This window comes from Frigoribacterium sp. ME-P-080 (genome assembly GCF_030209595.1).
Classification (GTDB): domain Bacteria; phylum Actinomycetota; class Actinomycetes; order Actinomycetales; family Microbacteriaceae; genus Frigoribacterium.
This window is the reverse complement of sequence record NZ_JARVRR010000009.1, coordinates 42,798-68,583: the sequence shown is the minus strand read 5'-3', so window position 1 is coordinate 68,583 and position 25,786 is coordinate 42,798. Positions and strand designations below refer to the sequence as shown.

Sequence of the window (25,786 nt, the reverse complement as noted above, 5' to 3'; positions counted from 1 at the left end):
GCTCGCCGTGATGCGGGTGACGCTACCGACCGTCCGGAGGGCCCGTCACACCCAGAACGCGGCACAGGCGGGGGTGCGGTCACCCCTCCTCGCGGGGCTTCCGCCGGGCAGGCGGCACCCCCTACCCTCGGGCCGTGACCTTCGTGCTGGCTGCCCTGCCCCTCCTGCTGATCGTGGGGGCGCTCGTCGACATCGTCACGCGTCCCGACGGTGACGTGCGACACCTGCCCAAGGGCCTGTGGATCATGATCGTGCTGTTCCTGCCGCTGATCGGCAGCATCGTCTGGTTCGCCGCGGGCCGCGAGTACGGCAGCCGCGTCGAGCAGATCGGACCCCGCGACCAGAGCCGATACCACGAGGCCGCGGCCCGCACGCTCGACCACCGCGTCCGCAGCACCGAGCAGCAGCTCGCCGACCTCGACCGCGAGGCCGAGCACTACGAGCGGCTCGCCCGTCTGGCGAAGCTCGAGGCCGAGGTCGAGCAGCGCCGCTCCACGGCCGGCGACGACGTCCCCGCCTGACCGGCACCGCCCCCCGGCCGGCGGCGGCCGACGTCAGCCGCGCAGCCAGGCCGACGTCAGCCGCGCAGCCCAGGCCGCCGTCAGCCGCGCAGCCAGGCCGCCGTCTCGCCCGGCAGCTGCCCGGCATCCGTCAGCGGCCCGCTCGCGACGAGCACCTCGCCCGAGCCCAGCCCGAGCGCGGCCAGGTCGACGGGCTCGGTGCCGAACACGCACACCACGTGCCATCCGCCGGGGCGGACGAGGTGCAACACGTCGTCGCGGCCGTCGACGGGCAGCCAGTCGAGCGTCTCGTCGGTCTGCAGGTCGCGCCGCGCCGCGAGGGCCGCCCGGTAGAGCGCGAGCGTCGACGTCGCGTCGGCTTCCTCGGCCTCGACCGAGTACTCGCCGAACCACGAGGGCTGCGGCAGGTGCGCCTCGCCCGCGCCGAAGCCGAACGACGGCCCCGACCGGGTCCAGGGCAGCGGCACGCGGCAGCCGTCCCGACCGATGTCGACGCCGGGATTGCGGAAGAACGACGGGTCCTGGCGCTCGTCGGCGGGGATGTCGGCGACCTCGGGCAGCCCGAGCTCCTCACCCTGGTAGACGTAGGCGGAACCGGGCAGGCCGAGCATGAACAGCGACGCGGCACGGGCCCGACGCAGGCCGGTCTCGACGTCGACCTCGGGCGAGGTGCCGCCCGAGAGCAGCCACTCGGCGCCCTGCTTGACGTCGCGACCGTCGAGGGCGGGCAGGCCGTACCGGGTCGCGTGACGGACGACGTCGTGGTTCGAGAACACCCAGGTCGTCGACGAGCCCGAGGCCTCGGCGGCGTCGAGGTTGTACGTGATGATGTCGTGGAACTGCGTGGCGTCGAAGTCGGCCTCGAGCAGGTCGAAGTTGAACGCCTGGCCCAGGCCCTCGGCGCTGGCGTAGCGGGCACGGCGCGACGGCTCGACCCAGGCCTCGGCCACGGCGATGCGCGGCGGGTCGTACTCGTCGAAGACCTCACGCCACGTGGCGTAGATCTCGTGCACCTCGTCGCGGTCCCAGAGCGGGTGGTCGCCGTCGGCCTTGGGCAGCGCCTCGAGCTCGGCCGTGGACGGCAGCACCTCGGGCAGGCTCTTCGCCAGCCCGTGCGCCACGTCGACCCGGAAGCCGTCGACCCCGCGGTCCGACCAGAAGCGCAGCGTGGTCAGGAAGTCCTCGCGCACCTCCGGGTTGTCCCAGTCCCAGTCGGGCTGCTCGCTCGCGAACGAGTGCAGGTACCACTGGCCGTCGGCGACGCGGGTCCAGGCCGGGCCGCCGAAGATCGACGTCCAGTCCGAGGGCGGCAGCTCGCCGGTCTCGCCGAGACCGTCGCGGAAGATGTAGCGCGCCCGGGCGGGCGATCCGGCGGGGGCGGCCAGCGCCTCCTGGAACCAGACGTGCCGGTCGGACGAGTGGTTCGGCACGAGGTCGGCGATCACCCGGATGCCGACCGCGTGCAGCGCGTCGATCATCTCGTCGAACTGCGCGAGCGTGCCGATCTTGGGGTCGACGTCGCGGTAGTCGTCGACGTCGTACCCACCGTCGGCGAGGGCCGACGGATAGAACGGGCTGAGCCAGACCGCGTCGACGCCCAGCCGCTGCAGGTAGGGCACCGCCGCCGTGATGCCGGGCAGGTCGCCGATGCCGTCGCCGTTCGAGTCGGCGAAGCTGCGGGGATAGATCTGGTAGACCGCCGCCTGGCGCCACCAGGTCGGGTCGTCGGTCAGCAGCTCGGTCGAGGGTGCGGTGCGGAGCGTGTCGGTCATCGTGGAGCGAGGTCCTCTCGGTGGTGGTGGGTTGCCTGGGGGTCAGGAGGCGCGGGCCGCGCCCCCGACGGACGCCTACTTGATCGCGCCCTGCGTCACGCCCGCCATCACCCAGCGCTGGGTGAAGAGGTAGACGACGATCGCCGGGGCCATCGCCATGAGGTACGAGGCGAAGGCGACGTTGTAGTCGTTGCTGAACTGCGTCTGGAAGATCTGTTGCAGCACGGGCAGGGTCTGCAGCGACGGGTCGGCGGTGATCAGCGACGGCATCGCGAAGTCGTTCCACGAGGCCAGGAAGGCGAAGATCCCGACCGTGGCGCTCATCGGGGCGAGCAGCGGGAAGACCAGGCGCCAGAAGACCTGCCAGGTGGTGGCGCCGTCGAGCCGCGCGCTCTCCTCCAGCTCTTCGGGCAACGACCGCAGGAACGCCGTGAACAGCAGGATCGAGAACGACAGCTGGAACATGACGTGCAGCAGCGCGACGCCGGCGGGGTTGTCGAGGCCGACGATGCCGGTCAACTTGATCTGCGACAGCGCGACGACCGGGAACGGCAGGAACATCGCGGCCAGCAGGTAGAAGAACGAGAAGCGGAACAGCTTGCGGTCCCAGTTGCGCGAGATCGCGTACGACGCCATCGAGGCGAGCACGACCGTGCCGATCACGGTCGAGGCCGTTACGAGGGTCGAGATGCCGAACGCCCGCGGGAAGTCGGTCAGCTGCCAGGCGGTCGCGAAGTTCGAGAAGTCGATCGGTGCCGGCAGGCTGAACGCGTTGCCGTCGACGGCCTGCGCCGACGTCTTGAGCGACATCGTGACGGTGACGTAGATCGGGATCAGCACGGTGATCGTGCCGAGCACCAGCAGCACGGTGACGAGGCGGTTCGGGCGCTCCCGACCGACGCGACCGCGTCGACGACGGGTGACGGCGTCGGCGTCGCGACCCGTGCCTCCTGGGGTGGGGGCCGCCGAGGCGGCCGGGGTGACGAGTGCGGTGTTCGCCATCAGACGGCCGCCTTTCCGCGGGTGATCCGGAGTTGGACGAGCGCGATCGCGACGGCGATCACGAAGAAGATGGTCGCGTTGGCCATCTGGTAGGCGTAGTCGCCGCCGGTGAAGCCCGTGAAGATCGTCATCGCGATGCTGCGGGTCGACGTGCCGGGGCCGCCGTTCGTCAGGCCGACGATGATGTCGTACGAGTTCAGGAAGTTCTTGAAGCCGATGATCGTGTTGATCAGGACGTAGCCCGCGACGAGCGGCAGCGTGATCGACCGCAGCTGCTTCCAGCCCGAGGCGCCGTCGAGGCTGCTCGCCTCGTACACCTCGCCGGGGATCGCGAGCAGGCCCGCGATGTAGATCAGCAGCGTGCTCGGGATCGCCTGCCACGCGGTCACCACGACGATGCCGATCCAGGCGGTGTCGGCGTTCGCGAGGATGCTGTCCTGCAGCCCGGGGATGCCGAGCGAGGTGCCGAGGGCCGGCAGCGAGTTCGAGAAGAGGAACTGGAAGACGAAGGCGATGATGATGCCCGAGATGACCATCGGGATCACGAACACGGCCCGCAGCGCGGTCTTCGCCTTGATCTGCGAGGTCAGGCCGATCGCCAACAGCAGGGCGATCACGTTGACGGCGATCACCGTGACCAGTGCGAAGCCCATCGTGAAGCCGTACGAGCCGAGGATCGCCGGGTCGGTCGCCATCGCGAGGTAGTTGGTGACGCCGACCATGTCGAACTCGCCGAAGCCGATCGAGTTCGTGAAGCTGTAGAACACGCCCATCACGGCCGGCAGGGTGATCGCCAGCGAGAAGAGGACGAGCGTCGGCACGAGGAAGAAGTAGAAGACCGGGTCGACGCGCCTGCCGCGGCGCCGCGGGTTGCCGGTCGTGCTGCCGCTCAGCGAGGTGCGGGCGCCTCGCACGGCCGTGGGGGTGGTGGTGGCCATCGGGTCTCCTTCGACTCGGGCGGTGGTCGGGGTGGCCGGGGCCGTGGCGCGGCCCGCGCCGTCGATCGCGCTCATGCGCGGAGTGCCAGGCGGCGCCAGTCGGCGTCCATGGTGCGCAGGGTGCCCTCGACGCTGGCGCCGGTGACGATGCCCTGCACGTAGTTCTCGGCGGGGATCGTCAGCGGGATCGCCTTGGACGCCCCCTGGTAGAACCGCGCGTCGTCGTAGTAGCCCTGCATGCCGACGATGCGCTCGTCGGTCACGGCGGGGGCCGACCTCGTGGTGCCGAACGCCAGGAAGTCGCGGTTGTAGGCGTCCTGGATCTCGGGCTGCATCAGGTAGGTCAGGAACTCGCGGGCGGCGTCCTGCTTGCGCGACTGCTCGGGCACCCACAGGGCCAGGTCGAGGTTGACCCGCACCTTGCGGTCGGCGGGGTCGTCGGTCATCGGCAAGGGGAACGTGCCGACCCTCGCCTCGGGGTTCGCCTTGGTGATCTCACCGAGTGCCCACGGCCCCTGCATGAGCATCGCCGCCTCGCCCTGCGCCATGGCGAGGTTGCCGTCGCCGTAACCGCGGCTGTTGCGGTTGGCGTTCGACAGCCGTCCGAGCTGCACCATGCGCTCGACGGGTTCGCGGAAGTCCTTCTCGAACGAGACCGAGCCGCCCTGGCCGACGCTCGTGCCCTCGGCGTTCATCTTCTCGTAGAAGGCCGCGACGTCGAGCGACCCGCCGGTCGTGTAGTCGAACAGGCCCTGCGCGACGGTCCACGGTTCGCGGAAGGTGCTGTAGATCGGCGTGACGCCGGCCGCCGTGAAGGTGTCGCACGCCGCGAGGAACTCGTCCCAGGTGGTCGGCACCTCGACGCCCAGGTCGGCGAAGACCTGCTGGTTGTAGATCACCGACGCGGCGGTGATCGAGTACGGCAGCACGCTCGTCCGGCCGGGGTACGTCGCGTACTGGTCGACCAGCTCCTGCACCTCGGGGCGGATCGTGCGCGCCTCGGGCAGGTCGCCCAGGTCGCTCAGCGCCCCGCGCTCCATGAAGCGGGCCATCTCGAGGTTGTACGTGAAGGCCGCGACGTCGGGCGGGTTGCCCCGGACGAAGCCGGCCGAGATGCCCGAGGTCGAGTCGTGGATCACCCGGACCGCCGACTGCGACTCGTTGAAGCGCGAGACCAGGTCGGAGAAGTAGGGGATCGCCTCGGGCTTGGTCGCGTAGAAGGTGATCTCGGTGCGCCCGCGGCCGGAGCCGGACGGGGCGCAGCCGGCGAGGAGGAGCGCCGCCCCGGCGGCACCGATCCCGCCGAGGAGGGTGCGTCGGCTGAGGCCGGCACCGGAGGGCAGTGGGGGTGTGGGCACGTCGTCGTCTCCCGGGTCGCGACCCCGACGACAGCGTCGGGACCGAGTTGATCTGGTGTGTAGATTTAGACCCTAGATCAATTCCCGGCGTGGCACCATGGGTCGTCGTCGAAAAGATCCGCCGTGTCGCGAGGCACCGGCCACAGCACGAGGAGGCGCGGGTGGCGCTGAGCACCGGGGTGTCGTCGCCGAGCCTGCTCCGCCGCATGAACGCGGCCGAGGTGCTGCGGCACGCGTGGTCCGCGGACGCGGTCACGGCGAGCGACCTGATCGCCCTCACCGGACTCACCCGGTCCACCGTGCTCGGGGTCTGCGACGACCTCATCGACCACGGCTGGATGGTGTCGCTCGCCGACGCCCGCTCGACCGGCGAGTACCGCAAGGGCCGCCCTGCACGGCGCTACGCCCTGGCACGGTCGGCCGGGCACGTCGTCGGGGTCGACGCCGGTCAGCACCAGCTCACCGCCGTCGTCGCCGACCTGCGGGGCGACGTGCTCGCGCGGGCCGTCCGCCGCATCGACCCCTGCGGCTCGGCCGACGACCGCCGACGCATCGTGTCGGCCCTGGTCGACGACGCCCTCGCCTCGGCCTCGCTCGCCGACGCCGACGTGCTCGCCGTGACCGTCGGCGTCCCCGCCCCCACCGACGCCGAGGGCCGGTCACCGGTCGAGGCCGGCGCCGACTTCTGGGAGCTGATGAACCCGGACTACGTCGGCCTGTTCGCCCCGCGCGGCTGGGCCGTCGTCGTCGAGAACGACGCGAACCTCGCCGCGGTCGCCGAGGCCGCTGCCGCGTCCCGGGCCGACCGCGAGGTCGGTGGGGGTGCCGGTGCCGCCACCGCGTCGTTCGTGACCCTGCTGGCCGGCGAGCGGTTCGGCGCCGGGTTCGTGCTCGACGGAGCCCTCGTGCGGGGCAGCCGCGGTGCCGCGGGCGAGATGCGCCTCCTCGACCTGGTCGAGGGCGTCGGATCGGCCGACGGCCTCGGAGCCCTGCTGCGCGACTGGGCCCGGGCCGCGCGCGAGCTCGGCACCGTGCCGGCCTCGTCGCCGCTGCGGGCGATCCCGCTCGACGAGCTCGAGGCCCCCGCCGTGCTGGCCGCGGCGGACGCCGGCGACGCGACCGCCCTGCGCCTGGTCGAGAAGGCCGCCGAACGGTTCGGACGCGTCTGCGCCATGCTCAGCGGCATGCTCGACGTCGACCGCATCGTCGTCGCCGGGGCCGTGGCGCCCTCCCTCGGACTGCTGCTCGACCGGACGACACCGTGGCTCAGCCGGTTCACGCACCGGGCCGCGCCCGAGGTCGTCGCCTCGACGTTGGGCGACGCGGTCGTGACCACGGGCGCCGTCGAGCGGGCCCTGGCACACGTGCGCGGCCACGCACTCGAGCTGACGCTGCCGGGTGCGGCGGACGCGACCCGCGCCTCCTGACGACTGCTCGGCGTGCGATCGGACGGCGATGCACCCGGCCTCGAACCCCGTTCACGAAATCGAACCCCGACAGAACGAGGTTCGTCTTCGCAAACGGGGTTCGCGGCCCCTGGCCGGCGGGGCGGCGCAGGAGGCGCGGGGCGGCCCGGCGCACGCCGCTAGGCTCGCGGGATGGTCACCGTCGTGCTCCCCTGGCGTCCGCAACCCAGTCGCGTCGCGGCGTTCGAGGTCGTCCGCGACTGGTACGCCGACGCCCTGCCCGAGGCCGAGATCCGCACGATCGACTCCCCCGACCCGGTGTTCAACCTGGCCCAGTGCCGCAACCTGGGGGTCGCCGGCCTGGCCGACGACGAGGTCGCCGTGATCGGCGACGCCGACACCCTGCCGCAACGCGAGCCCCTGCTCGCGGCGATCGAGGCGGCCCGCACGAGCGGCCGGGTGCACCTGCCCTACACCGAGTACCACTGGCTGGGACGCGACGGCACCGCGCAGGCGGCCGCGGGCACCCCCCTCGAGCAGTGCGACTTCGAGCTCGTGCGCGGGGCCTGCTCGGGGGTCTACGTGACCCGCGCCTCCTCGTGGCGCAGCCACGGCGGGCAGGACGAACGCTTCCGGGGCTGGGGCTTCGAGGACGCGGCCTGGTACCTCGCCCACACCACCCTGCTCGGCGAGGCCCCGCGACGGCACGAGGGCATGGTCTTCGCCCTGCACCACCAGGCCGAGGTGCGGGAGGGGCCGCAGTACGACGCCAACGCCGCGCTGATGCAGCGGTACCGCGACGCGGCGGTCGGCGAGGACGCGATGCGCGCGGTCGTCTTCGGCGCCTAGAGCTACAGAGCGCCAGAGCGACTGAGCGGAAGAGCGACAGCGCAGGAGGCGCGGGGCACGTCCGGCGGACGACCCGCGTCAGTCGCGGCGGACGGTGTGCAACGGGCCGAGCGCGTGGTCGAGTGCGGCCTCGAGCGGCCAGCCCGCCCGCTCCGACTGGCTGAGCAGCAGTCCCCCCTGGATCGCCGCGATGACCGCGGTGGCGACGCGCACCGGATCGGCCGAGGCGTCGACCGACCCCGAGGCCTGCAGCCGCCGGATGCCCGCGGCCAGCTGCTCGCGCCAGGCGTCCCAGCTCGCCTTGACGCTGCGCTCGACCTCGGCGTCCGTGGCGGCGACCTGGGCCGCGAGCGTGCCGATCGGGCACGCCCAGCGGCCGAGGCTGATGTAGTACTCGACCAGGGCGGCGCGCCAGCGCTCCCACGACTCCCAGGTGCCGAGGTCGTGGATCTCGGGCTCCTGCGCCTCGAGCAGCTGGCGCCCCTCCCACCGGGCGACCTCGTGGATCAGCTCGGTCTTGCCGCCGGGGAAGTAGTGGAACAGCTGGCTCTTGCTGGTCAGCGTCGCGGCCCGCACCGTGTCGAGCGTCGTCCCGCCGATGCCCGCGGCGAGGATCTGCCGACCGGTCTCGTCGATGATCCTCTGGCGGGTGAGCCGCCCGCGCTCGGTGATCTTCGTCTCGTCCACGGAGAGATCCTACGTCGAGTGGACCATTCGGTCCACGAACACTGGACTCGACGGTCCAGTCCGTGCTAGCAATGGACCATGCAGTCCAATGAAGAAGTCCTCGACTCCCTGCCCACCGACGACCGCCTGGCCGGTCGCACCGCCCTCGTGACCGGCTCGACCAGCGGCATCGGCGAGGCGATCGCCCGCGTGCTCGCCGCCTCCGGTGCCACCGTCGTCGTCAGCGGCCGCGACGACGCCCGGGCCCGACGTGTGGTCGACGCGATCACCACCCGGGGCGGCTCGGCCCACGCCGTGCCCGCCGACCTCGCCGGCCCGTACGCCGACGTCCGCGCCTTCGCCGCCCGGGCCACCGAGGTGCTCGGCGGTCGCGTCGACATCCTGGTCAACAACGCCGGCGTCTACCCGACGATGCCGACCGACGCCCTCGACGACGCGGACCTCGATGCCATCCTGGCGACGAACGTCCGGGCGCCGCACGTGCTCGTCGGGGCCCTCGCCCCGGCGATGGCCGACCGTGGAGACGGCTCGATCGTCAACATCGGCTCGTGGATGACCCGGGTCGGGGTGCCGTTCGGCGCCATGTACACCGCGTCGAAGGCCGCCGTCGAGCAGATGACCCGCACCTGGGCGGCCGAGTTCGGCCCCCGCGGCGTCCGGGTCAACAGCGTCGCACCCGGTGCGACGTCGACTCCGGGCAACGCCGAGTCGGCGGCCGTCCTCGACACCCTGACCGCGGCCACCCCGGCCGGTCGACCCGTGCGTCCCGTCGACATCGCGCACGCGGTGCGGTACCTGGCGTCGGACGAGGCGGCCTTCGTGCACGGGGCCCTGCTCGACGTCGACGGCGGCATCCTCCACACCCGGACGATGTAGGCCGACCCGCGCCTCCTGCCGGTCGGCCCTCGGCCGGACGGACCAGACGGCACGACGTGCCGCTCGCCTGCGAAGGCGAGCGGCACGTCGTGACAGCTGAGAAGCGGGGCGAGCCGAGGAGGCGCGGGCCGGCTCGGTCAGTCGCGCCCGGTCAGCGCCGCGTGGGCTCGTGCCCGTCCGGGCGTCTCGCGCAGGGACGCCGCCAGCCCGGCCAGGCGTCCGGCCGCACCGGGGTCGCGCGTCGGCAGGTCGAGCACGTGCCGCAGCGCCTCCGCCAGTTCGTCGACCGTCGCCGTGTTCGGGGCGAGCGCCACGCCCACCCCGGTGCGCTCGAGGGCGGCGGCCCCGGCGAACTGGTCGGTCGAGAACGGCAGGACGACGACGGGCACGCCCGCGGTCATCGCCTCGGTCACGCTGTTGTTGCCGCCGTGCGTGACGGCCGCGGTCGCCGCGTCGAGCAGCGTCACCTGCGGCAGGAACTCGCGGACGAGCCAGTCGCTCGGCACCTCGCCGAGGTCGGCCCGGTCGCCCGAGCCGAGCGCGATCGCGGCCCGCACCCCGACCCGACGCAGGGCCTCGGCCACGCGCCCGAGCACGTCCGACCGCACCGAGAGGAAGCTGCCGAAGCTGACGTAAACGAACGGGGCGGGCGTGGGGTCGGGGTCGGGATCGGACGTGGGGTCGCGATCGGGGGTGGGGTCGAGGTCGGGCGCTGGCGCGGGCGCGCGGTCGGCGCCGCCGGCCAGCCAGGCGGCGACCTCGGCGTCCACCGGCTCGGCACGCACGGCCGATCCGAGCCAGACGTGCGGGGGCAGCAGGGCCTCGCGCTCGGGGTCGGCCAGCTCGCCCGGGTAGTTGTAGAGCAGCAGGTCGCCGTGCTCGCCGAAGGCGCTCGTCGACGGCGGCAGGTGCGGAGCGAGCTCGGCCAGCGCGGCGTTCCACTCGGCGGTGAACGAGGCGTCGACCCGCTCGCACAACTCGCGCAGCCCGGCGACGCCCTCGGGCGCGGCGCCGGCGTCGGCCCGCGCCACCGACGCATCTCCGGCAGCTCGCACCACGTTCGCGTCGTCGAACCGCGTTCCGGGGTGGTTCGACGACTCGACGGTGGTGCGGCCTCCGGCCAGCGCCGGGTCGGCACCAGCGCCGGCACCGCCGAACGCCGCGGGCCACTCGGGCGGGCAGCCGTACACCTCGTCGCCCACGGGCAGCGCGGTCGGGTGCCCCAGCACGACGTCGGCGAACGGCACGCCGCCGGCCACGAGCGCGAGCCGGGCGCTGAACGCGAGGTGGTCCACGACGATCTGGTCGGGCCGGACGGCGGCGACCACGTCGAGCACCGCCCGGGCCGTGGCGACCGGCTGCCACATGAGGTCGGTGAGGCGTTCGCGCGCCTGGTACGAGAGCGTCTCGACCATGCCGAGCCGGGTGGCGTCGAAGAAGCCGCGCAGCGACGCGTCCTCCTCGGCCACCTGCTCCTCGGCACGGATCACCCCGGGGTTCGAGCCGCGCCCGAGCTGCAGGTGCACGCGCTCGAAGCCGAACGACTCGACGATGGCGGCGGTGGCCGGGCCGGTCGCGACGACGACGCGCTCGCCCCGGTCGCGCCACTCGGTGGCCAGGGTCGCGAGCGGCAGCAGGTGCGACGCGTAGTCGGGGCTGACGACGAGCAGGGTCATCGTGCGCTCACGCTCCACTCGCGCTGTTCGAGCTCGTCGTGGTGCACCGTGTCGTAGACGCCCGACAGCGACCGCGCCATGGCCTGGATCGTGAAGGACCGCTCGACGGTGTCGCGTGACCGGGCCGCGCGCGCCTCCGTCGTCTCGACCGAGGCCGCGGTGAGCGCCTCGCCCATCGCGAGGCGCAGGGCGTCGACGTCCCAGGTGCGGGTGAGCCAGCCGGTGTCGCCCTGACGCACGTAGGTCGAGGGCCCGCCGCCCTGCGGCGCGACGACGAGCAGACCGGAGCCCATCGCCTCGAGCAGGGCGATGCCGAACTCCTCTTTCAGGCTGCCGCAGACGTAGACGCCGCGGGGCGCCGCGAGCCCGGGCAGGCCGAAGCGGGCCGCGGCGACCCACCGGGCGACCGTGTCGTTCGGCCGGTGGCCGGGCAACAGGAGTCCGGAGGCGCGGTGCCGGCTCGCGGGGACGATCGCGTCGATCAGGTCGAGCTGTTCGCGCTCGTCGGCGCTCGGGTGCTCGAGGTCGCCGCCGATCAGCAGCAGGTTCGCGCGATCCCGCAGGGGACCGTCGGCCCAGGCCTCGACGATCGTCGCCATGCCCTTGACCCGGTGCAGTCGTCCGACGCTGACCAGCAGCGGCAGGCCGCGACGCTCGGGCGGCAGGGTCTCGAGCAGCGCACCCAGCTCGGCGAGCGGCGGGGTCGCGGGCAGGCCCGCGGCGTGTTCGGCGGCCTCGGCGACCGAGCGGTCGACCACGCCGAGGTCGATGCCCTCGGGCACGATCGTGTGGCGCTCGGGGTGCGACGTGACGTCGATGCCGACGAGCTCGCGCATGTCGCGCTCGAGCTCGGGCCGGGGGAACAGCACGGTGTGCGACGCGTTCGACGCGAGCTGCTGGACGAGCCGGGTGCGGAACCAGAAGTGCTCGACCTCGTCGACGTCGCCGAAGGTCTCGCGGGTCAGCGCGCCCGACAGGTCGAGCGACTGGATGACGGCGTGCGGGTCCGGTGCCACCGTGAAGACGACGGGGATGTCGAGCTCGCGGGCGACGTCGGCCGCCGCGAGGCTGCCCACGTCGGCCATCCGCAGGTGCAGCAGGTCGACGCCGCCCGCGGCGCGCAGCACCCGCCGGATGCCGCGCCGGGCCGCCACCCGCAGCGGCCACGCGGTCGCCGACGAGACGGGGTCGCTGAGCAGCGGCACGCGTCCGTAGACGTGTCCGGAGGCGCGGGTCGCCAGGTCGTGGACGCTCTCGACCGCAGCGTCCGCCGACCCGCGCGAGAGGGTGACCACCCGCTCGACGTGACGGTCGCCGAGGGCCTGCACCGCGCCTCCTGCGGGGAGCACGGCTCCGGCGGGGAGCACGCCGCCCGCGGCGAGCGCGTCGCCGAGCCGGACGAGCAGCGTCGCGATGCCGCCGTTGTCGCCGCTGCCGGCGTGGGTGAGGCCGGCGTCGATGTCGGCGTGCAGGAAGAGCTGCGCGATGGTGAGGCCGTCGCGCCCGGCGGGGTGGTCGCCGTCGGGTCCGTCCTCGACTCCGCGGTCGTGCACCCGGTGGCCGTCGGGCACCTCGTCCGGGGCGGAGAGGTCGATCGCGGACAGGCGCGCGACGTCGCCGAGGTAGCCGTCGTGGCGGGCGAGCTCGTGGACGACGGCGGCGACCGCCTGGTCGCCACGACGCTGGCCGAGGGCCGAGACGGCGGCGACGCGGACGTGCTCGTCCTCGCCCCGGTCGCGGGCGATCGTCAGCAGCGGGCGGGAGGTGATGCGGGCGCGCACGAGGCCCAGCGTCTCGACCAGGCGGTACCGGGCGTCGGGCTCGTGCACGCCGATCAGGGCGCCCTCGAGCGCGACGCCGACCACGGCGGGGGCGGCCGACGACCACTGCTCGAGCGTGCGCTGGGCGACCATGCCGGTGAAGCCCCCGGCGACGACGAGCCCGATCAGCCGACCGACCGTGTCGTAGCGGGGCAGCCGCTGGCTGAGCGCCGACGCGGCGTGCTCGCGGAGGAAGGTGCGGTCGCTCGACAGCAGGTCGCTCAGCACGACGTCGGCCTGCTCGTCGAAGACCTGCGCGAGGGCGTTCGTCGCCGCGATGGCGACGAGCTGGTCGGGGCTGCCGAGCGCGCCGCGCAGCACGCGGATCGTCCGGGCCCCGCCGGTGCGCGCGGCGTCGAGCGCGAGGTCGTCGGCGAGGCGCATCGAGTCGACCAGGCGGTCGGCCTCGTGGATCGCGTCGAGCGAGGTCTGGATGCCCATGGCGGTGCCTCTCGGGTGCGGCGGGGTGGTGGTGCGGTGCCCGGCCCGCGGAGCCCGGGGCCTGGTGGAGCCTATCGCCGCCCGGTGGCCGCCCGGTGGCCGCACGGTGTGCTCGGCGCCGCGGGGGTCCGGTACCGTCGTGGGCGGCATCGATCCCGCTGCCGAGTCCCGCAGCGAGAGGTCACACCCGTGCGAATCGTCACCATCGGAGACGTCGGCGTGCTCGACGGCATGGTCCACATCGGCGACGAGGCGATGTTCCACGAGGCGACCGTGCAGCTGCGTGCCCGCGGCGCCACGATCACCGGCGTCTCGTCGAACCCGGCCGAGACCGCCGAGCGGTACGGCATCGACGCCGTGCCCGCGATCGGCTTCCACCCCGCGACGACCGGCGGCCGGCTCGGCCAGCGCGAGCGACGCGCCCGCGTGCTGTCGGCGATCGACGGAGGCGCGGGTCACCTCCCGCAGGACGACCCGGCCTGGCAGGTGGTCGAGGCCGTCCGCGAAGCCGACGGCGTGCTCGTCGCCGGCGGCGGCAACATGGCCTCGCTCTGGCCGATGCACGTCTACGAGCGGAACACGCTCGGACTCGTCGCCCGACGCTTCGACAAACCGCTGGTCGTCAGCGGGCAGACCATCGGGCCGGTGCTCGAGGGCGAGGACCGCGAGCTCGTCACCGAACTGCTCGACGCCGCCGCGCTCGTGGGCCTGCGCGAGGGCGCGTCGCTCGAGCTGGTGCGGTCGCTCGGCGTCGACCCGGCGACGACCGTGGGGACGGTGGACGACGCGAGCTTCCTCGGGTTCGAGGCCGCGCCTCCTGCCGGGGGTGCGGCGGGCGCGGCGTCCGTGGCGGGCGCGGCGGCGCCGTACCTCGCCGTCAGCCTGTCCGCGCACGTGGGCGACGCCGACCGGGGAGCCTTCGCCACGGCCGTCGCCCGACTGCTCGACCGGGTGGCGGGCGAGGCGGGGCTCGAGGTCGTGTTCCTCGCGCACTGGGGCTCGCTCGACCCGACCGAGGAGCGCGGCGACTCGCTGCTGCACCGGGCCGTGCTCGACCAGCTGACCGTGCCGGCGCGGGTCGAACCCACGACCGACTCCCCCGCGGCCGCCCGCTTCGCCCGCGGGGCGGCCCTCCACCTGACGAGCCGCTACCACCCGGCCGTGTTCGCCGTCGCGGGCGGCGTGCCGACGGTCGGGCTCGCGGTCGACGACTACACGACGATCAAGCTGACCGGGGCGCTCGGCAACTTCGGGCAGACGAGCGTCGTCTCGGCCGCGCAGCTGCTCGCGGGCGAGGCCGACGCGGTCGCGCTGGCGGCCTGGGCCGGACGCGACGCGGTGCGCTCGGCGTGGGCCGACCGCCTCGACGGGACCCGCGCGGCGTCGGCCGCCTGGTGGGACCGGGTCGCCGGCGCGCTGCGCGGCTGACGCGACCCGCCTCGCGCACCATCGGGCACGACCCGCGGTCCGCGACCCGCGCGCCGTCGGGCGCGACCCGCGTCGGGTGGCGACCCGCGCCTCCAGGGGGCTGCCCCGCGTCGCGCGCACGCCGCCGGGGGACGGGCACCGCGCCAGGAGGTGGTCAAGGCGCAAGGACGTGGTCACGGCGCCAGGTTTTCCCGTGGCGCGGTGTCCACCTCCTGGCGTGGTGGCTGGCGGGCTGGTCGCGCCACGCCCCATCCCGCCATGAAGTAAACAGTCCGCCACACAAAGACGTGGCGGACTGTTTACATCATGGCGGCGTGCCCGGCTGGCGGGACGTCCGAGGAGGCGCGGCGCGGCCTGCTCGCGCCGGCGCGGCTGACCGCCCGGGCTCAGCGCTGCAGCGTCGCGCTGGGGTACTCGCCGAAGCGTCCGACGTACGACGCCGTGAAGCGGCTCAGGTGGGTGAAGCCCCAGCGCTGGGCGACGGCGCCGACGGTGGCCTCGCCCGGGGCGAGCTCGATCAGCTCGGCCCGCACGTGGTCGAGACGGATGGTGCGCAGGTACTCGGTGGGCGTCACGCCGAGCTGTCGGCTGAAGGCCTGCTGCAGCCCCCGCGGCGTCAGGTGCACGGACTCGGCCAGCTGGGTCATGTTGACCGGCAGGTGCGAGTGCGTGTGCAGGTACTCGACCGCCTCGCGCAGCCGGGCGTTGCGCGGCACGAGCAGGGCGGGCGGCAGGTCGATCGACCGGTGCGAGAACGTGTCGAGCAGGGCGAACGCCGACTCGCGCTTGAGCTCGGAGCGCAGCAGCTCGGTGGACTCGCCGCCGAGGATGGTCTTCGCGGCGTTGGTGATGGTGGACTGCCAACGACGCAGGTTCGCCAGGTCGGGCACGGCCGTGTGGTCGAACTGCAACGGCCCGGCGAGGGCCCCTTCGTGCTCGGCGGCCATGCGCTCGAGGTAGGCGGCGTCGAAGTGCACCAGGTTCTGGCGGTACTCGCGCACCTCGAACTCGAAGGCCTTGCCGGTCGGGAACATCAGCGGACGGCCGATCTCGAACGCGGCCTCTTCGGCGCCCACGTCGACCCGGCCCTCGCCCGCGGTGATCCAGGCGACGACGTACTCGCGCTCGGGCTGGATGGCCCCGCGGATGTCCCCGAGGAACATCGCCGACCGCAGGGTCATGTCCTCGTCGCCCGCCGTCGTGTAGCGGTAGGCGAACGTCTCTTGCCGGGTGTCGGTGCGGAACCCGGCGCCGTTGTAGGTGTCCTCGAACAGGGCGCGCGCCTGGTCCATGTCGCGGCCGCCCATCTCGGAACGCACCGGGGGCAGGGTCTGTTCGGGTTCCATCACAGTGATCCTGCCATGACCGGGCCCCTGAAAGAACGCCCTGACCGGGCCGAAGCCCCGAAGCGGGGGCGGAGGTGCGTGGGGCTCACGCGCCGGTCGGGCTCGTCGCCGGGCCGAAGGCCTTCGTGAACGCCGCCTTGAGCACGGCCTTGAAGCCCGTCGGCAGCCGCGTGCGGTGCAGCACGTCGGCCTCGACGACCAGCGCGAAGAACGTCTCGCCCTCGACCAACCACCAGGACCGCACCGTCTCGGTCGAGAACACGGCCTCGCCGTCGGGCTCGTCGGGGCTCTCGACGATGACGCGGTCCTCGTAGAGGGCCACCGCACCGTGTTCGCCGTTCATGGACGCCGAGCACTCGAAGACCAGGTCGGGGTCGAGCGGGGGCGCGAAGTCGCCGAAGAAGAGGTCGGCCGCCGCCGTGCGGGTCGCGTCGCCGATCTCGCCGAAGTCGCTGGCGACGTTGAAGTCGCCGAACGCCGTGTCGGGGGCGTCCGAACCGGCGGCCCCGGGAGCGTCGACCTCGGGGGCGCGGCGCGACATGTCGCTCTCTGCGTCCACTGGTTTCTCGACTCTCGTCCCGATCCGGTGCGTACCTTCTCACCGCCGTGCATGTTCTGCACTGGTTCCATTAGAGCGCCTAGCTACTGTGAGTCGCATCCCGGTGCGACGGCAGTTCGGTTTGTGGCCAGGACGAGCGGAACCGCAGGAGGCGCGGCCGGCGACGGTCAGGAGGCGCGCGTGATGCGGTCCACGGCCTCGCGGGTCAGCGCCCGACTCGGCGGGGACGGGTCGAGGGCGCGGTGGATCGACAGCCCCTCGATCAGGGCGTCGACCTGGCGGGCGGTGTCCGGGTCGAAGTGGCGTTCGAGCTCGACCCGGCTGCGGCGCATCCACTCGCGGGTGATCTCGCGGAACCTCGGCTCCCGCGCGGCCAGCGTGTAGAGCTCGTAGCTGAGCACCTGGTCGCGGACCGCGGCAGGGCCGGTCAGGTCGTCGTGGACCAACGCGACCACCGCCTCCTTGGCGTCGTCGCGAGTGGTCGCGGCACCGAGCCGGCTCTCGAACCGGACGATGATCGTCTCGGCGAAGCGCGAGAACGCCTCGTACAGCAGTTCGTCCATGCCGTCGAAGTGGTAGGTCATCGAGCCGAGGGGCACGTCGGCGCGCGCCGCGATCTTGCGGTGCGAGGCGCCGGCGACGCCGACCTCGGCCACGACGTCGAGCGCCACGTCGATGAGGCGGTCACGACGGTCGGGCTCGGTGCGTCGCACGGCGCCCACGACTAGATGCTCCTCAGCACGCGGGCCGGATTGCCGACCGCGACCACGTTCGCCGGGACGTCCTTCGTCACCACCGCCCCGGCGCCGATCACGCTGTTCTCGCCGATCGTCACCCCGGGCAGCACGATCGCGCCGCCGCCGAGCCAGACGTTGTCGCCGATCGTGATCGGCTTCGCGGCCTCGAGCTTGTCGCGACGCGGCTGCGGCTCGACCGGGTGCGTCGGGGTCAGCAGCTGGACGTTCGGGCCGATCTGGCAGTCGGCCCCGATCGTGATCGGGGCCACGTCGAGCGCGGTCAGGCCGTAGTTGACGAACGTGCCGGCCCCGATGGTGATGGAGCTGCCGTAGTCGACGTACACCGGCGGCCGGACGTGGGCCGTCTCGTGCATGCTGCCGAACAGCTCGCGCGCGACGGCCTGCGCGGCGTCGACGTCGTCGGCGAAGACCGCGGCGAAGCGCGCCTGCAAGGTGATCGCCCGCTGCTGCTGCGCCGCGATCTCGGGGTCGTCCGCGATGTAGAGGTCGCCCGCGAGCATCCGCTCGTGGTTCGTGCGCGGGTCGCCGGCGAAGTGGTCGGTGGTGGTCATGCACGACACCCTAGACGACGAGCGTACGAACGTACACACTGGACCCATGACCAACCGACCGCCGTTCAGCCCCGAGCTCGCCCGACGCCGGGCGGCGGTGTTCGTCTTCATGGCGGTCGTCGGCGTCTCGCTCGCCTCGTGGGTCGTGCGGACCCCGGCCATCCGCGACCTGCTGCAGGCGTCGACGGGCGAGATGGGCCTCGTCATCTTCGGCCTGTCCGTCGGGTCGATGGGCGGCATCGTGTCGTCCGCCCCGATCGTGCGACGTCACGGAGCCCACCGCGCCGTGGCGATCGGCGGCAGCTCGCTGGTCGCCGGCGTGGCCCTGGTCGGCGTGGCCGCCTCGCTCTCGATCACCCCCGGCGTCTTCGTCGGCCTCGCCCTGGTCGGGGCAGGGGTCGGCCTGGCCGAGATCGCCGTCAACATCGAGGGCGCCGCCATCGAGACCGCCTCCGGCCGGTCGGTGCTGCCCGTGCTGCACGGCTGCTTCAGCCTCGGCACGGTCGCGGGGGCCGGCCTCGGCATCCTGCTGACGGCGACGCACGTCCCCGTCCAGTGGCACCTGCTCGGGGTCGCGCTCGCGGGTGGCGCCGCACTGGCCTGGGCGGTACCGATCGTGCCGCGCTCGACCGGACGCTCCGACGAGCGGGCCGAGCGCGCCTCCGGGGTGCGGGCCCGGCTCGCCGGGTCGCTCGCGGTCTGGCACGACCGCCGGCTCGTGCTGCTCGGCCTGATCGTGCTCGCGCTCGCCCTGGCCGAGGGGTCGGCCAACGACTGGCTGCCGCTGCTCTTCGTCGACGGGCACGGGGTCTCGGCGACCGCCGGCACGGTCGTCTTCACGGCGTTCGCGGCGGCGATGACGGTCGGCCGCTTCCTCGGCGAACCGCTGCTCGCCCGCTTCGGGCACGCCACCGTGCTGCGCGCCAGTGCACTCGTCTCGGCGGTCGGCATCGCCCTCGTCGTCTTCTCGGACTCGGTCGTCGTCGCGGGCGTCGCCGTCGTGCTGTGGGGTCTGGGTGCCGCCCTGGGCTTCCCGGTGACCGTCTCGGCCGCGGCCGACGGCGACGACCCGACGACGGCGGTCGGAGCCGTCGCGACGATGGCCTACGTGGCGTTCCTGGTCGGGCCGCCGCTGCTCGGCTTCGTCGGCGAGCACGTGGGCCTGCGCAGCGCGATGATCGTCGTGCTGGTGGTGGTCGCGGGCGCCTCGCTGATCACCTCGGCGGCGCGTCCCCGCGAGCGGTCCGCCGCCGCCCGGCCTTAGTGTACGTTCGTACACCATGACGTCACCGACGACCTCTCCCGCGGCGCCGGCCCGCACCGTGCCGACGCGCGAGGACCGCCGCGCCCGACTCGGCGTCGCCCTGCTCTTCTTCACCAACGGCGCCCTGATCGCGAACCTCCTCCCGCGCTACCCCGCCATCAAGGACGGCCTCGAGCTGTCCAACGCCGACTTCGGCCTGGCGGTCGCGGCGATGCCCGTCGGCGCGCTCGTCGCGGGGCTCGGTGCCGGATGGCTGATCCGCCGCCTCCGGTCGTCACGGGTGGCCGTGGTCGGCACGGTCGTCACCGGGGTCGCCGTCCTGCTGGCCGGCATCGCCCCGGTCGGTGGGCTGCTCGCCGCGGGCTTCCTGCTCGCCGGTGCCCTCGACGCCATCGTGGACGTCTCGCAGAACTCGCACGGACTGCGCGTGCAGTACCGCTACCGCCGGTCGATCCTCAACTCGTTCCACGCCGTGTGGAGCATCGGAGCCGTCCTCGGCGGGCTGATGGGCGGGGCGGCGGCGGGACTCGGCATCCCGATCGTCTGGCACCTCGGGGCCTCGGCGCTGATCTGCGCCGTCGTGGCGCTCGTCGCCTACCCGCTGTTGCTCGCCGGGCCCGAATCGGCCGAGGGTCCGTCCGAGACGGCCGACGCGGCGGTCCTGCCCGGCGACGACGTGACCGCGGGCGCCGGGGCGGCGGCCGCACCCGTGGCGACGGACTCCCCCGACGGCGGAGCGCAGGAGGCGCGGGCCGGCTCGGCGACCGGGGCGGGCTCCGTCGACGACGCGACCCGCGCCTCCTCGGCTCGTGACGGTCACCGCGTCTCGCCCGGGTTCGTCGCGAAGTGGGGCGTGCTGCTGGCCCTCGTCGTCATCGCGTCGTCGGGCGCCGTCGTCGAGGACGCCGGCAGCACGTGGGCCGCGCTCTACCTGGGGTCGCTCGGGGCCGGCGTGACCGTCGCCGCCCTCGGGTTCGTCTCGCTGCAGGGGGCCCAGTTCGTCGGACGACTGCTGGGCGACGGCATGGTCGACCGCTTCGGCCAGAAGGCCGTCGCCCGGGCCGGGGGCGTCTTCGTCGCGGTGGGCATGGGCATCGCCCTGGCGTTCCCGTCGGTGATCGGCACGATCCTCGGCTTCGCGGCGGCGGGGTTCGGCGTCGCGACCCTGATCCCGGCGGCGATGCACGCGGCGGACAACCTGCCCGGGTTCCGGGCCGGCACGGGGCTGACGCTGGTGAGCTGGCTGCTGCGACTGGGGTTCCTGGCGTCGCCACCCGTCGTCGGGTTCGTCGCGGACTCGGCCGGGCTGCGGTACGGACTGCTGCTCGTGCCCGTGGTGGGCGTGGCCGTGGTGCTGCTCGCCGGGGTGCTCGAGGGACGTCGGGCCCGGGGGGCGGCACCGCGCGGCAGCTGATCCGGTCCGTGCCGGACCGGGTCGGGTCGGGTCGGGTCGGGTCGGGTCGGGTCGGGTCGGGTCGCACCACCGTCGCGTCGTCGAACCGTGCTCCGAGGTGGTTCGACGACGCGAGCGTGGTGCGGCCTCGGGGCACCCGCCGGTCACGGTGCGAGCCCGGGTCGGCGGCGCGACGGCGACGCGGCGCGATCGGTCAGGGCAGGCCGAGTGGTTCGGGCTCGGGGGTCGGCAGCACGGTTCCAGCGGAGGGCGGACGATGCCCCGGGCCGAGTGAGGTCGCACCACCGATGTGTCGTCGAGCCACGCACGAGGGTGGTTCGACGACACGTCGGTGGTGCGACCTGGTCGGGCGGGGACGTGGCCGAGACGCGGCGGGGACGGAGGGGCCGGGGTCGGACCTGTCAGCGCCCAGAAGTGGGGAGTGCGGCGGGGCCGGACGCCGTGCAGAATCGGCTCAGCCCTGAGCCCGAGGAGGCCCACCCGTGCTGTCCACCGTGTACGTCAGTCGATCGTCGTACCCCTTCACCGACGACGACCTGGCCAACCTGCTGATGACCAGTCGCTCGAACAACGCCCGCCTGGGCATCACCGGCATGCTGCTGCACCGCGAGGGCCGCTTCATCCAGGTGCTCGAGGGGCCGGAGGAGGCGGTCCGCGAGCGCCTCGCCGTGATCGCGCGCGACCCCCGGCACACAGCCGTGCACACCATCGTCGACGAACTCGTCGAGGACCGGCTGTTCCCCGCCTGGACCATGGGCTACCGGGCCGTCACGGACGACCTGGCGACGGTCCTCCCGGGCTACGCCGACGTCTTCGACTCCGGCACCGGCACCGGCACCGGCACGGGCACGGGCACCGGCACGGGCTCCGCCTCCGTCGCGGGTGCCGGCGTCCACGACGACTTCAGCAACCTGTCCCCGTCGTCGTCGCACAAGGTCCGCACCCTGCTGCGCTGGTTCCGTGACCAGCCGACCGACGTGACCGACGGACTGTTCTCGCCCCGCGCCTCCTGATCGGGGCCCGCTGACCGGGGCCTCCTGACCCACGGTCCGACCCCGCCGGGGTTGTGACCCCCGCTCGGCGTCGGAGATACTTTTCGGACGAAAGTATCTGCCGCCGTCTGGAGCACCCGTGTCGCACCCCACCCCGTCGCCCACCGTCGTCGCGCCGTCCCGAGCACCCGACGCGTTCGTCCACCTGAGCAGCGCCGGCGTCAGCCTGCTGCTCGACGTCACCGACGCGCGCCTGCCGGCGGTCCTGCACTGGGGCGCCGCCCTCGGCCGGCCGACGCTCGAGGACGTGCGGTCCCTCGCCGTCGCGGCGGTGCCGCCGTACGTCAACAACCTGATGGACGAACCGGTGCGCCTGGCGATCCTGCCCGAGCACCACGCGGGCTGGTCGGGAAAGCCCGGGGTCGGCGGTCACCGCTCGGACGGCGCCGACTGGTCGCCGCGGTTCACGGTCGACACGCTCGACGTGACGGGCGAGGCGGAGGCGACCCGCGCCTCCTCGGGTCCCGAGCTGGTCGACGCCGGCGCCGCCGTCGTCACGGTCGAGGCGCACGACGACGTCGCCGGACTCGCCGTCGTGCTCGAGATCGAGCTGACGGCGAGCGGGCTCGTCCGCACCCGGGCCGAGCTGACGAACGTCGCCGGGCGACGCGGAGGCGGTCGGTCGACCCCCGGCGACGACCGGGCGGCGAGCACCGCGGCCGGTGCCGCGAGCACGGCGGCGGACGTGTACACGCTGACCGACCTGCACCTGGCCCTGCCGGTGCCGCCACGAGCCCGCGAGATCCTCGACTTCGCGGGCCGCTGGGGCAAGGAGCGCACGCCCCAGCGCCGCGAGCTCGTCGTCGGCGTGCACGAACGCGAGGGACGCAAGGGCCGCACCGGCCCGGACGCCGCGACCGTGCTGAGCGTCGGCGTGCCCGGGTTCGGCTTCGGCGCCGGCTCGGGAGAGGTCTGGGGACTGCACGTCGGGTTCAGCGGCGGCCACCGGCACTACGCCGAACGCCTGTCGACCGGGGCGCAGGTCCTGGGCGGCGGCGAGTTGCTGCTGCCGGGCGAGCTGCGGCTCGAGGTGGGCGAGTCGTACCGCAGCCCGTGGGTCTTCGGCTCGTACGGCGACGGCCTCGACGACCAGGCCCGGCGGTTCCACCGGTGGCTGCGCTCCCGCGAGCAGCACCCGACCCGCCCGCGCCCGATGACGATCAACGTCTGGGAGGCCGTCTACTTCGACCACGACCTCGCCCGCCTGCGCGACCTGGCCGACCGGGCCGCCACCCTCGGCGTCGAGCGGTACGTGCTCGACGACGGCTGGTTCCGGGGACGACGCGACGACCACGCCGGCCTCGGCGACTGGGTGGTCGACGCCGACGTCTGGCCCGACGGCCTGTCACCGCTGATCGACCACGTCACGGGCCTCGGCATGGAGTTCGGCCTCTGGTTCGAGCCCGAGATGGTCAACGAGGACAGCGACCTCGCCCGCGAGCACCCCGAATGGCTGCTTCAGACCGGCGACCGGCTGCCCCCGCGGTCGCGCGACCAGCAGGTGCTGAACCTCGGCATCGCTGGGGCGTTCGAACACGTGCTCGGCCAGATGACGGCGATCCTCACCGAGTACGACATCGCCTACCTGAAGTGGGACCACAACCGCGACCTCGTCGACGCCGGCACCTGGCCGACCGGCGCCGCGGGCGTCCACGAGCAGACCCTCGCGGCGTACCGGCTGATGGACGAGCTCAAGGCGAGGTTCCCCGGTCTCGAGATCGAGTCGTGCTCGTCCGGCGGCGCCCGCGTCGACCTCGGCGTGCTCGAACGCACCGACCGCGTCTGGGTCAGCGACTGCATCGACCCGCTCGACCGGCAGCAGATGAACCGCTGGACCATGCAGCTCCTGCCGCCCGAGCTGCTCGGCTCGCACATCGCCTCGGGCGTCAGCCACTCGACCGGCCGCTGGCACGAGCTGTCGTTCCGGGCGGGCACCGCCCTGTTCGGCCACCTCGGCATCGAGTGGGACCTCGCCCGGGCCACCGATGCCGAGAACCGCGACCTCGCCGCGTGGATCGCCCTCTACAAGGAGCACCGCCAGCTGATGCACACGGGCGACCTCGTCCGGGTCGACGAGGCCGACCCGTCGCTGCTGGTCTACGGCTCGGTCGCCGCCGACGCGAGCGAGGCCCTGTTCTTCCTCGCCTACGTCGGACGGTCGGACGTCGCACCGCTCGGCCGCGTGCTGCTGCCCGGGCTCGACCCCGAGCGCCGGTACCGGGTCGCCCCCGTCACCGTCGGCTCGCCCGACCACGGCCTGACGCCCCCGCCGTGGTGGGGCACGGCGGACGAGGGCGGCGCGTACCCCGGGGTGGTGCTCGACGGGCGCGCCCTGGCGGTCGCCGGGCTGCAGGCGCCGTCGTCGTTCCCCGAGCGGGTCGTGCTGCTGCGGGTCACCGCCGCGGGGTGAGGCGGGGGCGGCTGCTCGGCTCGCTGCCCGATGAACCCCGTTCACGACGATGAACCCCGATGAATCGGGGTTCGTCTTCGCATTCGGGGTTCATCGGCGAACGGTCGGGTAGGAGGCGCGGGTCGGGCAGGAGGTGCGGGTCGGGCAGGAGGCGCGGGTCGCGTCCCGAGGGGCGCTCGCGCGAGCACGCGCGGCGTCAGCGACCGAGTGCGTGCATCTGGATGGCGACGGCGGCGGCGCCGCGGGCCCACTCGTCGAACCGGAACTCCTGGACGAGCAGGCGGGGCGGCGGGACCGCCCGGTGGGCGTCGCGTGCGATCGCCGCGTCCACCGCGGCCCCACCGACGGTCGCGAGCCGCACGCCCTCGCCCGACATGAGGACCACCTCGGGGTCGAGCACGTTCAGCACGCCCGCGATCAGCTGGCCCAGGACGTCGGCGGCGGTGTCGACGACGACCCGCGCCTCCTGGTGTCCGTCGGCGGCGAGGACGAGCAGGTCGTCGTAGGCGACCGGGCGGCCGAGGGCCCGGGCGGCGGCGGCCTCGACCGCGGCGACCGTGAGGAACGCGCTCGCGCAGTCGTGGTGGCCGAGGTCGCAGGTGGGGGCCGGCACGTCGGCGCGGGCCGCAGCGGCGGCCGACGCGGGCGCGGGCACGGGCACCGGCACGGGCACCGGCACCGGCACGGGCACGGGCGCGGGCACCGGCACGGGCACTTGCACCGGCACGGGCACGGGCACGGGCACGGGCACGGGCACGGGCGCCACGATCCGCTGGTGTCCGACGCTGCCCGCCGACGAGTGTGCCCCGCCGAGCACCTCGCCCGCGGCGACGAGGCCGAGCCCCACGCCGGCGCCGATCGTGACCAGGGCGAACGAGCGCAGACCGCGTCCCTCGCCGAACCAGAGCTCGGCCTGGGTCAGCGCGCGGACGTCGTTCTCGACCCAGGTCGGCAGGCCGGTCGTGGCGGTCAGCAGCTCGGCGAGGGGCACGTCGTCCCAGCCGAGGAACGGCGCGTGCTGCACGTGGGCACGGTCGACGACCTGTCCGCCGACGGTGACGCCGACCGCGCGGATGCGGTCGTCCCGGCCGCGGGCCGAGGTCACGACCGCCGCGACCTGGGCGACGACGGCGGCGGGCGACGGGTCGGGCAGGTCGTCGTCGTGGCCGTCCAGCACCCTGCCCCGCTGGTCGGCCACGACCACGAAGAGGCGGTCACGGGTCAGCTTGACGCCGACGAAGTGGTGGGCGTCCGGGTCGAGGTCGAGCGGGACCGAGGGGCGACCCGAGCCGGACGGCGCGAGGGACGCGCGTTCGACCAGCAGCCCGCTCTCGAGCAGGGGTCTGGTGATGCGCGTGAGGCTCGGGCCCGACAGGCCGAGCCGGGCGGCGAGCTCGGTCCGGGGGCGGGCGCCGTGCACGAGGATGTCGAGCACCACGGCCTGCGCGCTGCCGGCCAGCGGGGACCAGCCGCCGTGGGCGTGGCCGAGGGAACCGTGAGCGGGAGCGGCGTGCCCGGGAGCGTGGGAGTCCGTCACGCGACGATCCTAGGTGGCCGACCCGCGCCTCCTCGTCCCGACGTCGGGCTCCGCCCTGGCCGAGCCGGCGCCGCGTCGGGTCCCCCCGACGCCCGTCGCTGCGTACCCCGCCACCCGAAGT

21 protein-coding genes are annotated in these 25,786 nt (G+C 73.9%); 9 read left to right on the top strand and 12 right to left on the bottom strand.

Going from position 1 to position 25,786, the window contains the following annotated elements; all coding sequences use genetic code 11:
- Positions 1–134 precede the first annotated feature (134 nt).
- Positions 135–521 (top strand): PLD nuclease N-terminal domain-containing protein, encoded by a 387-nt coding sequence (locus QRN23_RS13405; protein WP_056044696.1) that lies wholly within the window; start codon positions 135–137, stop codon positions 519–521.
- An 80-nt stretch (positions 522–601) separates the two neighbouring features.
- On the opposite strand, the gene QRN23_RS13400 is transcribed toward QRN23_RS13405, so the two are convergent.
- The 4 genes from QRN23_RS13400 to QRN23_RS13385 form a co-directional block, all read right to left on the bottom strand.
- The gene (locus tag QRN23_RS13400) at positions 602–2,293 is read right to left on the bottom strand and encodes a glycoside hydrolase family 13 protein (protein WP_123570962.1); all 1,692 of its coding nucleotides are present in this window, start codon (positions 2,291–2,293) and stop codon (positions 602–604) included.
- A 75-nt stretch (positions 2,294–2,368) separates the two neighbouring features.
- Positions 2,369–3,295 carry a carbohydrate ABC transporter permease gene (locus QRN23_RS13395; RefSeq protein WP_285063802.1) on the bottom strand — a complete coding sequence of 309 codons (927 nt, stop codon included), beginning with the start codon at positions 3,293–3,295 and terminating at the stop codon, positions 2,369–2,371.
- Complete coding sequence (locus tag QRN23_RS13390; protein WP_123571173.1) at positions 3,295–4,233, bottom strand: carbohydrate ABC transporter permease; 939 nt, start codon at positions 4,231–4,233, stop codon at positions 3,295–3,297. The genes QRN23_RS13395 and QRN23_RS13390 overlap by 1 nt, the downstream gene beginning before the upstream one ends.
- Positions 4,234–4,304: 71 nt before the next feature.
- Complete coding sequence (locus QRN23_RS13385; protein WP_123570963.1) at positions 4,305–5,591, bottom strand: ABC transporter substrate-binding protein; 1,287 nt, start codon at positions 5,589–5,591, stop codon at positions 4,305–4,307.
- 161 nt (positions 5,592–5,752) lie between these two features.
- Between QRN23_RS13385 and QRN23_RS13380 the strand changes: the two genes are divergently transcribed.
- Positions 5,753–7,018 (top strand): ROK family protein, encoded by a 1,266-nt coding sequence (locus QRN23_RS13380; protein ID WP_285063801.1) that lies wholly within the window; start codon positions 5,753–5,755, stop codon positions 7,016–7,018.
- Between the two features lie 171 nt (positions 7,019–7,189).
- On the top strand, positions 7,190–7,846 hold the full coding sequence (locus QRN23_RS13375; protein WP_200413536.1) for a galactosyltransferase-related protein: 657 nt from the start codon (positions 7,190–7,192) through the stop codon (positions 7,844–7,846).
- 78 nt (positions 7,847–7,924) lie between these two features.
- On the opposite strand, the gene QRN23_RS13370 is transcribed toward QRN23_RS13375, so the two are convergent.
- Positions 7,925–8,533, bottom strand: coding sequence for a TetR/AcrR family transcriptional regulator (locus QRN23_RS13370; protein ID WP_285063800.1), 609 nt, complete (start codon positions 8,531–8,533; stop codon positions 7,925–7,927).
- Positions 8,534–8,611: 78 nt separating this feature from the next.
- Here QRN23_RS13370 and QRN23_RS13365 point away from each other — a divergent pair, with 78 nt between their 5' ends.
- A complete protein-coding gene (locus QRN23_RS13365; protein WP_200413537.1) occupies positions 8,612–9,409 on the top strand; it encodes an SDR family NAD(P)-dependent oxidoreductase in 798 nt (265 codons plus the stop codon).
- Between the two features lie 137 nt (positions 9,410–9,546).
- Here the strand turns inward: QRN23_RS13365 and QRN23_RS13360 are convergent, their stop codons facing one another.
- Complete coding sequence (locus QRN23_RS13360) at positions 9,547–11,085, bottom strand: nucleotide disphospho-sugar-binding domain-containing protein (protein WP_285063799.1); 1,539 nt, start codon at positions 11,083–11,085, stop codon at positions 9,547–9,549.
- Positions 11,082–13,346: a glycosyltransferase gene (locus QRN23_RS13355; protein ID WP_056044709.1), complete on the bottom strand. Its 2,265-nt coding sequence runs from the start codon at positions 13,344–13,346 to the stop codon at positions 11,082–11,084. Before QRN23_RS13355 ends, QRN23_RS13360 begins: the two co-directional genes overlap by 4 nt.
- Before the next feature lie 189 nt (positions 13,347–13,535).
- On the opposite strand from QRN23_RS13355, the gene QRN23_RS13350 reads away from it, so the two are divergent.
- Entirely contained in the window at positions 13,536–14,774 is a 1,239-nt protein-coding gene (locus QRN23_RS13350; RefSeq protein ID WP_285063797.1) for a polysaccharide pyruvyl transferase family protein, read from the top strand.
- A 386-nt stretch (positions 14,775–15,160) separates the two neighbouring features.
- Here the strand turns inward: QRN23_RS13350 and QRN23_RS13345 are convergent, their stop codons facing one another.
- The 4 genes from QRN23_RS13345 to QRN23_RS13330 form a co-directional block, all read right to left on the bottom strand.
- Complete coding sequence (locus tag QRN23_RS13345; RefSeq protein ID WP_056044714.1) at positions 15,161–16,120, bottom strand: AraC family transcriptional regulator; 960 nt, start codon at positions 16,118–16,120, stop codon at positions 15,161–15,163.
- 85 nt (positions 16,121–16,205) lie between these two features.
- The gene (locus tag QRN23_RS13340) at positions 16,206–16,679 is read right to left on the bottom strand and encodes a hypothetical protein (RefSeq protein ID WP_285063796.1); all 474 of its coding nucleotides are present in this window, start codon (positions 16,677–16,679) and stop codon (positions 16,206–16,208) included.
- Between the two features lie 167 nt (positions 16,680–16,846).
- The gene (locus QRN23_RS13335) at positions 16,847–17,401 is read right to left on the bottom strand and encodes a TetR/AcrR family transcriptional regulator (protein ID WP_056044717.1); all 555 of its coding nucleotides are present in this window, start codon (positions 17,399–17,401) and stop codon (positions 16,847–16,849) included.
- A 2-nt stretch (positions 17,402–17,403) separates the two neighbouring features.
- Positions 17,404–17,988: a sugar O-acetyltransferase gene (locus QRN23_RS13330; RefSeq protein ID WP_123570970.1), complete on the bottom strand. Its 585-nt coding sequence runs from the start codon at positions 17,986–17,988 to the stop codon at positions 17,404–17,406.
- A gap of 46 nt (positions 17,989–18,034) precedes the next feature.
- On the opposite strand from QRN23_RS13330, the gene QRN23_RS13325 reads away from it, so the two are divergent.
- The 4 genes from QRN23_RS13325 (at position 18,035) to QRN23_RS13310 (ending at position 24,128) form a co-directional block, all read left to right on the top strand.
- Positions 18,035–19,252, top strand: a complete 1,218-nt coding sequence (locus QRN23_RS13325) for an MFS transporter (protein ID WP_123570971.1) — start codon at positions 18,035–18,037, stop codon at positions 19,250–19,252.
- A 16-nt stretch (positions 19,253–19,268) separates the two neighbouring features.
- The gene (locus QRN23_RS13320) at positions 19,269–20,666 is read left to right on the top strand and encodes an MFS transporter (RefSeq protein ID WP_285063795.1); all 1,398 of its coding nucleotides are present in this window, start codon (positions 19,269–19,271) and stop codon (positions 20,664–20,666) included.
- A 482-nt stretch (positions 20,667–21,148) separates the two neighbouring features.
- A complete protein-coding gene (locus tag QRN23_RS13315; protein ID WP_285063794.1) occupies positions 21,149–21,679 on the top strand; it encodes a BLUF domain-containing protein in 531 nt (176 codons plus the stop codon).
- A 118-nt stretch (positions 21,680–21,797) separates the two neighbouring features.
- The gene (locus QRN23_RS13310; protein ID WP_285063793.1) at positions 21,798–24,128 is read left to right on the top strand and encodes an alpha-galactosidase; all 2,331 of its coding nucleotides are present in this window, start codon (positions 21,798–21,800) and stop codon (positions 24,126–24,128) included.
- Between the two features lie 196 nt (positions 24,129–24,324).
- Here the strand turns inward: QRN23_RS13310 and QRN23_RS13305 are convergent, their stop codons facing one another.
- Positions 24,325–25,665, bottom strand: a complete 1,341-nt coding sequence (locus tag QRN23_RS13305) for an ROK family transcriptional regulator (protein ID WP_285063792.1) — start codon at positions 25,663–25,665, stop codon at positions 24,325–24,327.
- Positions 25,666–25,786 lie beyond the last annotated feature (121 nt).

What these genes read in the sequence shown, in the direction of transcription:
- QRN23_RS13400 (WP_123570962.1), bottom strand. Translation starts at nt 2,293, where the DNA reads ATGACCGACACGCTCCGCACCGCACCCTCGACCGAGCTGCTGACCGAC.
- QRN23_RS13395 (WP_285063802.1), bottom strand. Translation starts at nt 3,295, where the DNA reads ATGGCGAACACCGCACTCGTCACCCCGGCCGCCTCGGCGGCCCCCACC.
- QRN23_RS13390 (WP_123571173.1), bottom strand. Translation starts at nt 4,233, where the DNA reads ATGGCCACCACCACCCCCACGGCCGTGCGAGGCGCCCGCACCTCGCTG.
- QRN23_RS13375 (WP_200413536.1), top strand. Translation starts at nt 7,190, where the DNA reads ATGGTCACCGTCGTGCTCCCCTGGCGTCCGCAACCCAGTCGCGTCGCG.
- QRN23_RS13365 (WP_200413537.1), top strand. Translation starts at nt 8,612, where the DNA reads ATGCAGTCCAATGAAGAAGTCCTCGACTCCCTGCCCACCGACGACCGC.
- QRN23_RS13360 (WP_285063799.1), bottom strand. Translation starts at nt 11,085, where the DNA reads ATGACCCTGCTCGTCGTCAGCCCCGACTACGCGTCGCACCTGCTGCCG.
- QRN23_RS13355 (WP_056044709.1), bottom strand. Translation starts at nt 13,346, where the DNA reads ATGGGCATCCAGACCTCGCTCGACGCGATCCACGAGGCCGACCGCCTG.
- QRN23_RS13345 (WP_056044714.1), bottom strand. Translation starts at nt 16,120, where the DNA reads ATGGAACCCGAACAGACCCTGCCCCCGGTGCGTTCCGAGATGGGCGGC.
- QRN23_RS13330 (WP_123570970.1), bottom strand. Translation starts at nt 17,988, where the DNA reads ATGACCACCACCGACCACTTCGCCGGCGACCCGCGCACGAACCACGAG.
- QRN23_RS13325 (WP_123570971.1), top strand. Translation starts at nt 18,035, where the DNA reads ATGACCAACCGACCGCCGTTCAGCCCCGAGCTCGCCCGACGCCGGGCG.
- QRN23_RS13320 (WP_285063795.1), top strand. Translation starts at nt 19,269, where the DNA reads ATGACGTCACCGACGACCTCTCCCGCGGCGCCGGCCCGCACCGTGCCG.